This window comes from Lactobacillus equicursoris DSM 19284 = JCM 14600 = CIP 110162 (assembly GCF_001434815.1).
Classification (GTDB): Bacteria; Bacillota; Bacilli; order Lactobacillales; family Lactobacillaceae; genus Lactobacillus; species Lactobacillus equicursoris.
Window position 1 is genome coordinate 1 of the sequence record NZ_AZDU01000056.1, and the last position, 9,493, is coordinate 9,493.

Here is a 9,493-nt window from a genome sequence, read left to right on the forward strand (position 1 = left end):
TTTCTCTTTCTATATCCATTCAGGCCCGCAAATGCGGGCTTTTTCTATTAGCGTAAGCAACTAAAGCGCTGCTTGCATCCCTCTTAACCTTTAAACTAAACGCTATTCTACTTAATCAAGAAACATACGGTCTGGCACTCCATAGGTAGCCAGAAAGTCTACGTAATTTAGATTATTGTCTTCAGCACACTGCCAAAGAAGGTCAGTAGCATAATCGTCAGCTTCTTTTTCCTGCTTATACTTAACGACTGGTGCATTGCAATGAAAGCGGTAGTGTCCAAGCATAATGTGACCGATTTCGTGTGCTAGGGCGAAGGGCTGTTCGCTTTCTCTGAAGTTGCCATTCATCACTACCAGGCGTTGTCTGACAAAGGACACCGGCGGGGCATAGGGCGGGAGGGTAGTGTCGTAGACCACGCCTATGTCGTGGGCCAGGGCGTAGTTCATTAGGTAGGAAAGAGCGTCATCCATCATTATCATCACCTTTATGATGCTGCTTAACGTAGGCGTCAGCTACTGATTTATAGTAAGTCCGCAGGTTGTCAGGCAGTTCCACACCATGGTAGGTCAGGGGCTCGTCGTCTGCCAGGTCGTAGGGGTGGGGGTCTGTCTTCGGAGCGTCGTTGCCTAGTAGGTAGTCAACCGTAACATGATAGTGCTTTGCAATTCGGTTAAGTGTTTCGAAATCAGGCTCTCGATTTCCGTATTCATAATTAGAGTAGGTAGAAACTGGAATTTCCAAGCGTCTAGCGGTTTCCGCCTTCGACAAGTTCTGTGATTCACGTAGGTTGGTTAAACGTTGGCTGAAGGTTACCATAAGATTCACTCCTTTCGAATAACTTCTTACTAGTATTGTAAACCGTTTCTTTTCAAAACGAAAAAAGTAATTCAAAAAGAAAAAAAAATACTTGCATTTATTCGAAATGGGGGTATTATAGTGAGTGTAAAGGTTATTCAATACGAATTGAAAGGAGGAAACCAATGGCGGAAGTCATTAAGGGCGATGCTCCAGCAATTCTCAATCGCTTAATTGCTGAAAAAGGATTGCGAAAGGAATACGTAGCCAAACAACTAGGCATTCGTCCTTCCAACCTTAGTGATCGCCTTTCTGGCAGAGTCAAGTTTGATGCAGACTTTGCTTTCAAGGTTAGCAAGGTTCTAGGAGTGGACGTAAAAATTTTTTTAACCGAAAATTATTCAAAATGAATAAGGAGAATAAGATGACTAATCCAATTAAAGCCTTCAACTTTGAAGGCAAGCAAGTAATCGATAGTCGCGATGTTGCTGAGATGATCGGTAAGCAACACGCTCACCTAATGCGTGACATTAAGCGCTACATCAACGTTCTTTCAACCAATCCAAATTTGGATTCGTTAAATTTCTTCGTCGAATCAAGCTACAAGGATAGTAAAGGCGAAGAACGGCCATGCTACCTGCTGACCAAGCAGGGATGCGAAATGGTAGCAAATAAGCTGACTGGTGACAAAGGGATCCTTTTCACAGCTCAATACGTCAGTTTGTTCAACCAGTACGAGCAAGAACACCAAAAGCTGGCTAAACCACAGTTTGAAATTCCTCAAACGCTGGGCGAAGCACTCCAGCTGGCGGCTGACCAGCAGAAGCTCATCGAAAAGAATCAACCTAAAGTTGACTACTACGATGAGCAGATGCGCAATCCGGGGCTGATGACGATGACAGAAATCGCCAAAGATTTCGGAATGTCGGCCGTAACTTTAAACAAAATCCTGGCAGAAAAGAAAGTCCAATTCCGCCAGGGCAAGCACTGGGTTATCGCTCAAAAGTACGCTGGAAAAGGTTACGCGGCTTACGAACCTTATGCCTACAAGAAGCAGACTTCTAAGGGCATGGAAAAAGGAGTCCACAACAATTTGAAGTTGACTCAGAAGGGGAGAAAGTTCATCTATGATCTTCTGGCAGAAGATGGCATCCACCCAATTATCGAGAATATGAGCTTACTAGAAGATTAAGGAGGCAACCAAGATGATCGAATACGAAACTGTGGAAGAAGCGCTGCACGCTTTATCCGAGGTTAATAGCGCCAAAGATATCAAGATAACAGATGCGGAAACTGGAAAGGTTAGACCAGCAACAGTCGAAGACATCCAACAATTCAATATTGACATATGCTATCAACTTGCTGGTTTGTTAAAAATTGACCTACGTGAATTGGAGGCCTAGAAGGAAGCAGAAATGAACCTTTTGAATGAGGGGGCTCTTAAAGCCCTGATTGAAGAAACAATAAAAGAACAACGGCCACGTCTGGAAGAGGACCTGACCGGTCGGACGATCGGAATCAACGAGTTCCGACGGAAATACTGTGGCGGAAAGGCCCCAGAGTGGGTCAGAACGCTTATCTTTGACCGCTATCCAGAGACGAACTGGGAAAACGGAGGATGGTGTGTGAACCCGCACCGCTCAGAAGGTGGTCGCAAGACGATCATCTTTGAGAAAAAGGCCGCTGCCTGGATGGAAGCCCACCAGGAAGCGATCGATTGGAACGAGAAATTGAAGTGAGAGGGGGAACAATTATGGCAACGTGGGAAGTCCTATGTTGGATCGTAATTGGCTTTATCGGCGGCTTGATCTGCGCAGATCCGAGCCGGTATTTCAAGTAGGGGGTGACTGGCGATGAGCGCAGAGACGATTAAGCGCCTGGTCAAGGCATCAAATGCCTTCACGACCGGTAAAAAGGCAGAAAAAAAGCCTAGTTCTTCTTTGAAGAGCTAGGGAAAGTGGGGATGCATATTGAGTTTGCAGACTAAATGCATCCCCTAGAAAGGATTATACCATGGAGCGCTTGAAAAAAGTCTATCAGTCCCGATATACGGTGATTGACAACTCGGTTCTCCAGGATGACCGCTTGTCCTTTGGAGCACGAGGGCTGTTCATCTACATGTGGTCGATGCCAGATGACTGGCAGTTTTACAAAAAGGTGCTGTACAAGCAGTCAACAGAGGGGCGAAAGAAAATCGACTCTTATGTCGATGAGCTACAAGCTCTGGGTTATTTGGTGCTTAAAAACAAACGCCAAACTCGTGGAAAATTTGGTGGCTATGACTGGGTGCTGCGTGACAGCCTCCCAGACAAAAGTTATCCACAGGATGCCCCCACCGTTGACCCTTTACCGTCAACGGTTGACCGACAACGGTCCACCGACAACGGTCGACCGACAGCGGTAAAGGAGCAACTACAAAGTAACCATCAACAAAATACCCATAAACAAAGTAAGAAATTTATTAATTCCCCTGAAAGGGAACCCAGGCGAAGCCTGGGAACCCCAGAGGGGGGAAAAAAAGAAAATAATTTATTATCTGATCCAAAAATAAAGGCTATCAGATCTCGGAACAGGGAAAACCACGATGCCATCTACATGTCTTATAAGCAGTTTCTCCAAGAGCATCCAGATGGTGGATCAGAGACTGATCAAGCCCAGTGGAAGAAGTCTATCTTCACTGTCTACGGGTGGTATGGCTGGGATGAAGAACGCAAGAGGGCAATCGATCAAGCACTAGCTGAAGGCAAGAGCTGGGAAGAGATTGACAGCCTCAGCATCCCTGGCATGCCAGATCAATAGTAATAGGCAATAAAAAAGCCCACTAGCAGACGCTAGTGAGCTCAAAAAGTAAATTTACAAGGAGATTATACCATGCAAACTATAGAAAACTCAATGGAGAAGATAGCGCAAAAAGTTGAAGTCACTTACACCCCGGCAAAAGTTGATATAGTTGGGCTCGCTAGCTTGAAGCAGGCAGTCGACCAAGTATGTAAGGCTTATTCCGGATTGGTGGTCACTGCTGACTCCTATAAGCAGGACAAGAAGACTGCTGCCGAGTTGAACAAGCTGAAGAAAGCTTTAAACGACCGCAAAATTGAGATCAAGAAGCAGGCTACCAAAGAAGTCGATCAGTTCGCAGATGAAGTTAAGGCAATGACCAGTGAACTCGATGGCGTGGTGTCGCAGATAAGAGCCGGGATCAATGCCTATGATGAAAAAGCCAAAGCAGAGCGTACTGAGGCAGTAAAACGCAGAATTGCTGATCTATGCAGTGAAGCACATGTGTCAGCCGATGACATCGAATGGAATCCATCTTGGGCCAACAAGAGCGCTACCTGGCCCAAGACCGAACGCGAGGTCAAGGCACAAATCGCCGCGCTACAGGTCAAGTATCGCCAGTACGCGGAGGCAGTCAAAGCAGTTACCAACCGTGCTGCTGAGCTTGATCTCCCCGAAAGTCACTGGGTCGAAATGCTTAATTACAGCCCGCTGAGCGATGTTCTCAGCCAAATGGGGCACTACAAAGAAGACCTAGCGCAGCAGAAACTGAGAGACGCTGAGAGACGACAGAGAGAACTAGACCAAACCGTGATCAAAGGCAACAAGCGGGTGGTCAAGGAAACAGGTGAAGTGGTAGCGCAGGTCTATCACGTTCGCTTGGAATTGTGTGGGAGCAAAGAGCAACTCGCAAAACTGCTCCAGTCTGCCAAGGACTTGGGGCTGGAAATCAAGAGACTGTGAGGGTGGTTGAAATGGAAAACACTAAAGAAAGCAGTAAAGAAAGCCAAGTAGAGGCGGTTAAACCTACGCCGAAGAAGACGCTGCTTGAGTCACTGATTGAAGTCAAGAGGCGCCTGAAGAACCCGACTCTGAATAAGAAAGTTGACGTTAAAACAAAATATGGCTCTGACTACAGTTACAGCTACACAACGCTAGACAACTTGATTGATACGATCCAGCAAGCTATTGGAACAGCCGACTTGTCATGGATCCAAATACCAATTTCAGCCAACGGGCAGGTCGGAGTCCATACTTACCTGATCAGCTCAGATAACAAGATGGACTGTGGCGAATTCCTCTTACCTGCTGGCAACGGCATCAAGGATAAGGGATCTGCATTGACCTACGCACGAAGATACGCGCTGTCGTCGATATTTGGTGTCAGCTCTGAAAGTGACAGTGACGGTCGGCAATCTTCAGAAGTGGATGCTGCCCCATCAGCCCATAAGCTGAGTCAGTCGGAGCTAGAGAACTACGTTATCACCTTCCGCGGTCAATCTGGATATTTGGTAGATCTCTGGGCTGATGCACAAGGTGGAGATCAAGACGCTGCCGATTGGTTCCACACAGAGCTGACAAACGGCGATGCTCAAACGCGGATGGCTATCGGGCAGCTGATTCAGCGGCAGCGGAACTGGGCGAAGTCTGAAGCCAAGAAGCCAAAGCCAAGAAGAGTCGATACGCCACCGTCATCGGAAAGTTTGGACGATAAAGTATCAAACCCAACTGATGAGCAGAATGACAATGACATCACAGACCTTTTCAACGAACTTGGAATCAGCTAAAGGAGAACTCGAAATGACTTACAAGGAATTTATTAGCAAACTGGAAGCGTACAGTTTCTGCATGTTGCACTTTGAAAAAGAAAGTGTGTTGAACTTTGAAAAAGAAAGTGAAGAATACCTAATCTTATATGTCGAAAGTGAATTACCGATTGCCGCACTCAGCTTAGTAGACGATGTCTGGAAGTTTGATCGGTCAACGGCAAGCTTTGACGCCACCTGGTTAAGGACAATGGCAGGATTAGCAGATACGCCTAAAGAGCAACGCGGCGACTGGGAATAACAGAAAAGGATACAGTAAATGATTAACAACGTTGTACTTATTGGGCGTTTAACACGTGATCCTGAATTGCGTACCACTGGGAGCGGCATCTCGGTTGCTACGTTCACTCTTGCCGTTAACCGGCAATTCTCAAATGCCAATGGGCAAAGAGAAGCGGACTTTATCAGCTGCGTCATCTGGCGCAAGTCGGCAGAAAATTTCTGCAACTTCACCAGCAAGGGCAGCTTGGTTGGCATCCAAGGCCGGATCCAGACCAGAAACTACGACAACAAAGACGGGCAAAGAGTCTATGTGACGGAAGTCATCGTTGACAGCTTCTCACTGCTTGAATCACGCCGTGAGCGTGACCAGCAACCATTGGCGGGTGCACTAGACAGCTATCAGCGACCAGCCACCGAGACAAGCCAGGGGGCGCCATCAGCTCAGAAGGCTAGCGACCCGTTTGGCGGCGACTTTGATATCTCAAACAATTTGCCGTTTTAGGCAGCAAAAATGGAGCGAAGAGAGGAAAGAAACATGATTTTTAGAAGAAAAGCACTTGAGCTAAACGACAACTCACTAAATATTGCAAAGCGGCTGATGATGGTGGCCAGAGCTGAGTACTACGGCACGCACTTGGCGAAATCTGAGTATGGGTCAGCTTTCGACGACTTGATCAGCTACCGCCTGGTCACCACAGATGATAGCGACACGTTTGTCCTGACCAAGCGAGGCGTCAAAGCGGCCAATCGCATCAGCACAGAGATTTATCACACATTGTGTCATGCGTAGGGGGGCTTAATCATGGATGTATTTGTAACGCAAGATATTCAGTGCGGGCACATGATAACCTATCAAGACTTTCTTGAGACGTTTAACGCAATTTCTCAAGACTATCATGCTTGGGGCACCGGCCGTGGCGGGGCGGCTGTTGTCGTAGCTATCGTCTCAAACTACACCGGCGAGATGGCAGCTAGCCTTCGTGCAGATTCTCTCGCTTGGGATTTCAAAGAATCATCTTTCAATTCCAAAGAATTGGATTTAATGTCCAAGCTGGCGGGCAATATGCCTGAATTTCGAGGAGAAATTAACGATGACTAAGAAAAGCGAAAAAATGAAGACCTACTGTCTATATATCACACGCCAGCTGGGGGCTAACGCCCCTCTGTTGGTCAGAATCTCAACAGTTAGCGCCAAGTCGGCTGACGAGGCCAAGGCAGTCGGCGCGGAAATTTGCCGACGCGCTGAAGCAAAGACCAACGGTAGATATGTCTACAAGTGCAAAGTTTTACAGGGAGGGATGCGATGAAGATTAGCTTTGATCTTGCTAGGAAGACGGGCAAGAACATCACGCTCAAGAGAGGGAACATGATGATCTCTGCCAACGACCGGCTGCACTACCAAGTTAAGGGCAAAATAACACAGTTTCTGCGGGAGTTAGCATGCTATGAGTGTAGACATACCGGGCTAGTACCAGAGACACCATACAGCCCGTCTAGGCCGTGCACAGTGACCGTGACAGTTAGACCACCGACGGCCAGGAGAAACGATGCGCCAAATTGGTATCCGACAGTCAAGGCACTGGTTGACGGCTTGACTGATGCAGGAGTATGGACTGACGACAATAACACAGTAATCAAGGCGATGACCTTTATCGCCGGCGAAAAGAGCGGAACAGACCGATACAGGTTCGAATTGGAGGTAAGAGATGTTAGAAGCGATAGCGATTTATCTTAGCTGGGGGATGTTTATCCTGTCTATCGGATGGTTGATGATCAAGCCAACTTGGATGACATTCTCCGTCTTCCTGGCCTTTATGGCCTGTGCCTACTGGTCAGTGATGATCGTCAATCAGTGAGGTAGTAGGTTATGGATTTAAAGAAAATTAAACCTGCTTGGCAACGCTTAGGCTTTGCCAGCAAACAAGACATGATTGATCATGGGAGGATTTATGATGAACAGCGGAAACGTAATTGAAACAATCAAATGTGACGAATGCGGGCAAACAATCGGCACTGGCGATGAATATATCACAACCGGCACTGGTGAAGTGTTCGACTGTGAAGATTGCTTTGTTGACTACTACTGGCAATGGTCAAATGCTGAGCGGTGTGTGCTTGAGGACTAGTCATGACAAAATGGGCAAATGACGGGCAGACCATCTGGGGAGTCTGGGAAAGAGTTGGAGCTTACGGCGTATGCAAGTTTCCTGACCGCTGGAGACTGGGAAGAGTCGGCACCCGGCCAATGTTATATCTAACGCCTCAAAGCGCTAGGAGGGCCGCTAAGAGGCTCATGAGGAATATCGGACGGGACAATGTCAAAGTTGTCCGTTATGACACGGATGACATCGTAGCAGTTTGGAGGAGGTGATTAAATGACATTCACATTCGACGGAAGCAAGAACAGCTATGGATACTACCAGAAGTATTCTCCGCAAATCGGCTATACCTTGCTCAAGCCAGGAAAGCTGTCAATCTACATCAGTCCAGAAACGGCAAAAGCATTGGATTTTGCTGAACTTAGAAAAATTGAAATCATGTTGAAGGACGTAATTAAGCATGCACAATCGGATAGTTTTTAGTCTCTACAATTCGTCAACTAGACTTGCCATTACGCCAAGCCGGCAGTGCCCGCTTAAGGTACTGAGAAAATTGATGGATCATGAAAATATGTTGCTGTGGTACAAGCGTAAGCCAGACGAATTGATCTTGTACGAAATGACCGGGCAAGAATGGCGGATTCCCTGGCCGTACATCGATCTATTTACAGTGGATTAACCAGGAAAGGAGGGAGAAAAATGAGCTTGTTTGCACCTATCGACCGAGTAGCAACGGCTGCCAACGCCAGGGAATTGCTAATTAAGGACCTGCCGCACATCATGGCTAGAGCTGGGCGACCACTGACTGATCTAACCGGCATTGACTATTCATCGTCAACTGGTGGGAGCAGTGGATCGCCAAAGAATGCGACTGAAATCAGTTTAGTGAACCACTTGAACGACCGAGAACTCTATGAGCGGTTATTCGGCTGCATCCAGCATGCAGTGGGAGTGATGGTTGACAGCGAGTTTTACCACTTTCACAAGACGATCATTGTCGAGTGCTACATCGAGCGCAAGCCAGACAAGCTCGTTGCTCCTCGCCTGGGCTGGGAAGTGGACAGTTTGGCACCGCACAAGGTTGATGCACTGTGTGAATTCGCTGAGAACTATGATTTCTCTAAGGGCTTGTATGGGCTTAAGGGACTTCCTGAACTAACAGTTTTCTACCAGGAAACGCCTAGCCAACTGCAAGCCTGAATGCGCTACTATGGTAGTGTCGAAAGTTTAGGCTTTCGATGGTGTCGACGGAATGATACTTTTTTCTTCACATTGATGTTCCTCCCAATTCGGAAAACTATAACAACACAATGTCAGCTGGCACGGTCCCTTGGCCGGTTCAACTCCGGCAGCCAGCTTAGAGCGAGTGCTCAAACTGTGGGCGGCCTCACAGTCTTTTATAACCAGTTTCATTTGACACGGGTATTCTGGTCAGGGTTCGACTCCCTGATTGGATGTTGATGGCCACTATGTGTCAGTTTTCTCTATGTCATTCGAAAACTCCTTAGTAAATTATTTACCATCCCTTGATGAACGTTTTTCGGGAAATGACAAACATTTTGCGGCTATCACAGGGCCTATTACGTTCGACTCGTACATGGTCCATAGCCTGGATGTTCCAGGCAATTTATATTTAAGTATTTGCAGTATTACTAGATCCAGGTTGCAAATACATTACCTCATAAAAGATTTGTGCAGGTTGAGGCTAGTGCCCGTGTATTCAATCTTTCCCTAAACGGCTCTGGTGCGATTCCAGGGCTCAACCTTATGAG

At 47.1% G+C, this 9,493-nt stretch carries 20 protein-coding genes; 17 read left to right on the forward strand and 3 right to left on the reverse strand.

The features are described 5' to 3' along the window. Positions 1-111 precede the first annotated feature (111 nt). Both FC20_RS08405 and FC20_RS08410 read right to left on the reverse strand, forming a co-directional pair. Positions 112-474, reverse strand: a complete 363-nt coding sequence (locus FC20_RS08405; RefSeq protein WP_051011273.1) for an ImmA/IrrE family metallo-endopeptidase — start codon at positions 472-474, stop codon at positions 112-114. Then, entirely contained in the window at positions 464-817 is a 354-nt protein-coding gene (locus tag FC20_RS08410) for a helix-turn-helix domain-containing protein (protein WP_008463280.1), read from the reverse strand. The genes FC20_RS08405 and FC20_RS08410 overlap by 11 nt, the downstream gene beginning before the upstream one ends. 164 nt (positions 818-981) lie before the next feature. Here FC20_RS08410 and FC20_RS08415 point away from each other — a divergent pair, with 164 nt between their 5' ends. From FC20_RS08415 to FC20_RS08470, 12 genes are all read left to right on the forward strand, one after another. Next, positions 982-1,206 carry a helix-turn-helix domain-containing protein gene (locus FC20_RS08415; RefSeq protein WP_008463278.1) on the forward strand — a complete coding sequence of 75 codons (225 nt, stop codon included), beginning with the start codon at positions 982-984 and terminating at the stop codon, positions 1,204-1,206. 14 nt (positions 1,207-1,220) lie between these two features. Further along, entirely contained in the window at positions 1,221-1,988 is a 768-nt protein-coding gene (locus tag FC20_RS08420; protein ID WP_039944368.1) for a phage regulatory protein/antirepressor Ant, read from the forward strand. A gap of 13 nt (positions 1,989-2,001) precedes the next feature. After that, on the forward strand, positions 2,002-2,199 hold the full coding sequence (locus FC20_RS08425) for a hypothetical protein (RefSeq protein ID WP_008463276.1): 198 nt from the start codon (positions 2,002-2,004) through the stop codon (positions 2,197-2,199). 12 nt (positions 2,200-2,211) lie between these two features. After that, positions 2,212-2,535, forward strand: a complete 324-nt coding sequence (locus FC20_RS08430; protein ID WP_008463275.1) for a DUF771 domain-containing protein — start codon at positions 2,212-2,214, stop codon at positions 2,533-2,535. Positions 2,536-2,809: 274 nt separating this feature from the next. After that, complete coding sequence (locus FC20_RS08435; protein WP_008463272.1) at positions 2,810-3,595, forward strand: phage replication protein; 786 nt, start codon at positions 2,810-2,812, stop codon at positions 3,593-3,595. A 93-nt stretch (positions 3,596-3,688) separates the two neighbouring features. Next, on the forward strand, positions 3,689-4,537 hold the full coding sequence (locus tag FC20_RS08440; RefSeq protein ID WP_236697654.1) for a DUF1351 domain-containing protein: 849 nt from the start codon (positions 3,689-3,691) through the stop codon (positions 4,535-4,537). 11 nt (positions 4,538-4,548) lie between these two features. After that, positions 4,549-5,361 carry an ERF family protein gene (locus FC20_RS08445; RefSeq protein WP_155859286.1) on the forward strand — a complete coding sequence of 271 codons (813 nt, stop codon included), beginning with the start codon at positions 4,549-4,551 and terminating at the stop codon, positions 5,359-5,361. Between the two features lie 13 nt (positions 5,362-5,374). Continuing rightward, positions 5,375-5,641, forward strand: coding sequence for a hypothetical protein (locus FC20_RS08450; RefSeq protein WP_039944359.1), 267 nt, complete (start codon positions 5,375-5,377; stop codon positions 5,639-5,641). A gap of 18 nt (positions 5,642-5,659) precedes the next feature. Continuing rightward, positions 5,660-6,124 carry a single-stranded DNA-binding protein gene (ssb, locus tag FC20_RS08455; protein WP_054668199.1) on the forward strand — a complete coding sequence of 155 codons (465 nt, stop codon included), beginning with the start codon at positions 5,660-5,662 and terminating at the stop codon, positions 6,122-6,124. A gap of 33 nt (positions 6,125-6,157) precedes the next feature. Next, positions 6,158-6,412 carry a hypothetical protein gene (locus FC20_RS08460; protein WP_008463264.1) on the forward strand — a complete coding sequence of 85 codons (255 nt, stop codon included), beginning with the start codon at positions 6,158-6,160 and terminating at the stop codon, positions 6,410-6,412. Positions 6,413-6,424: 12 nt separating this feature from the next. Beyond that, positions 6,425-6,721 (forward strand): hypothetical protein, encoded by a 297-nt coding sequence (locus tag FC20_RS08465; protein ID WP_008463262.1) that lies wholly within the window; start codon positions 6,425-6,427, stop codon positions 6,719-6,721. Continuing rightward, the gene (locus tag FC20_RS08470; protein WP_008463261.1) at positions 6,714-6,929 is read left to right on the forward strand and encodes a hypothetical protein; all 216 of its coding nucleotides are present in this window, start codon (positions 6,714-6,716) and stop codon (positions 6,927-6,929) included. Before FC20_RS08465 ends, FC20_RS08470 begins: the two co-directional genes overlap by 8 nt. Before the next feature lie 136 nt (positions 6,930-7,065). Here the strand turns inward: FC20_RS08470 and FC20_RS10895 are convergent, their stop codons facing one another. Further along, the gene (locus tag FC20_RS10895; RefSeq protein WP_236697655.1) at positions 7,066-7,260 is read right to left on the reverse strand and encodes a hypothetical protein; all 195 of its coding nucleotides are present in this window, start codon (positions 7,258-7,260) and stop codon (positions 7,066-7,068) included. Between the two features lie 68 nt (positions 7,261-7,328). On the opposite strand from FC20_RS10895, the gene FC20_RS10675 reads away from it, so the two are divergent. The 5 genes from FC20_RS10675 to FC20_RS08490 all read left to right on the forward strand — a co-directional run bounded on the left by FC20_RS10675 (position 7,329) and on the right by FC20_RS08490 (position 8,921). Further along, entirely contained in the window at positions 7,329-7,478 is a 150-nt protein-coding gene (locus FC20_RS10675; protein ID WP_169788892.1) for a hypothetical protein, read from the forward strand. A gap of 81 nt (positions 7,479-7,559) precedes the next feature. Then, a complete protein-coding gene (locus tag FC20_RS10680; protein WP_236697656.1) occupies positions 7,560-7,748 on the forward strand; it encodes a hypothetical protein in 189 nt (62 codons plus the stop codon). A 249-nt stretch (positions 7,749-7,997) separates the two neighbouring features. Beyond that, positions 7,998-8,204, forward strand: a complete 207-nt coding sequence (locus tag FC20_RS08485; RefSeq protein ID WP_008463257.1) for a hypothetical protein — start codon at positions 7,998-8,000, stop codon at positions 8,202-8,204. Then, a complete protein-coding gene (locus tag FC20_RS10430) occupies positions 8,182-8,400 on the forward strand; it encodes a hypothetical protein (RefSeq protein WP_156402967.1) in 219 nt (72 codons plus the stop codon). The genes FC20_RS08485 and FC20_RS10430 overlap by 23 nt, the downstream gene beginning before the upstream one ends. A 20-nt stretch (positions 8,401-8,420) precedes the next feature. Beyond that, positions 8,421-8,921, forward strand: a complete 501-nt coding sequence (locus tag FC20_RS08490; protein ID WP_008463255.1) for an ArpU family phage packaging/lysis transcriptional regulator — start codon at positions 8,421-8,423, stop codon at positions 8,919-8,921. Positions 8,922-9,493 lie beyond the last annotated feature (572 nt).

Coding starts and splice junctions, on each gene's coding strand:
- FC20_RS08405 (WP_051011273.1), bottom strand. CDS start 474: ATGATGGATGACGCTCTTTCCTACCTAATGAACTACGCCCTGGCCCAC.
- FC20_RS08410 (WP_008463280.1), bottom strand. CDS start 817: ATGGTAACCTTCAGCCAACGTTTAACCAACCTACGTGAATCACAGAAC.
- FC20_RS08415 (WP_008463278.1), top strand. CDS start 982: ATGGCGGAAGTCATTAAGGGCGATGCTCCAGCAATTCTCAATCGCTTA.
- FC20_RS08420 (WP_039944368.1), top strand. CDS start 1,221: ATGACTAATCCAATTAAAGCCTTCAACTTTGAAGGCAAGCAAGTAATC.
- FC20_RS08425 (WP_008463276.1), top strand. CDS start 2,002: ATGATCGAATACGAAACTGTGGAAGAAGCGCTGCACGCTTTATCCGAG.
- FC20_RS08430 (WP_008463275.1), top strand. CDS start 2,212: ATGAACCTTTTGAATGAGGGGGCTCTTAAAGCCCTGATTGAAGAAACA.
- FC20_RS08435 (WP_008463272.1), top strand. CDS start 2,810: ATGGAGCGCTTGAAAAAAGTCTATCAGTCCCGATATACGGTGATTGAC.
- FC20_RS08440 (WP_236697654.1), top strand. CDS start 3,689: ATGGAGAAGATAGCGCAAAAAGTTGAAGTCACTTACACCCCGGCAAAA.
- FC20_RS08445 (WP_155859286.1), top strand. CDS start 4,549: ATGGAAAACACTAAAGAAAGCAGTAAAGAAAGCCAAGTAGAGGCGGTT.
- FC20_RS08450 (WP_039944359.1), top strand. CDS start 5,375: ATGACTTACAAGGAATTTATTAGCAAACTGGAAGCGTACAGTTTCTGC.
- ssb (WP_054668199.1), top strand. CDS start 5,660: ATGATTAACAACGTTGTACTTATTGGGCGTTTAACACGTGATCCTGAA.
- FC20_RS08460 (WP_008463264.1), top strand. CDS start 6,158: ATGATTTTTAGAAGAAAAGCACTTGAGCTAAACGACAACTCACTAAAT.
- FC20_RS08465 (WP_008463262.1), top strand. CDS start 6,425: ATGGATGTATTTGTAACGCAAGATATTCAGTGCGGGCACATGATAACC.
- FC20_RS08470 (WP_008463261.1), top strand. CDS start 6,714: ATGACTAAGAAAAGCGAAAAAATGAAGACCTACTGTCTATATATCACA.
- FC20_RS10675 (WP_169788892.1), top strand. CDS start 7,329: ATGTTAGAAGCGATAGCGATTTATCTTAGCTGGGGGATGTTTATCCTG.
- FC20_RS10680 (WP_236697656.1), top strand. CDS start 7,560: ATGGGAGGATTTATGATGAACAGCGGAAACGTAATTGAAACAATCAAA.
- FC20_RS08485 (WP_008463257.1), top strand. CDS start 7,998: ATGACATTCACATTCGACGGAAGCAAGAACAGCTATGGATACTACCAG.
- FC20_RS10430 (WP_156402967.1), top strand. CDS start 8,182: ATGCACAATCGGATAGTTTTTAGTCTCTACAATTCGTCAACTAGACTT.
- FC20_RS08490 (WP_008463255.1), top strand. CDS start 8,421: ATGAGCTTGTTTGCACCTATCGACCGAGTAGCAACGGCTGCCAACGCC.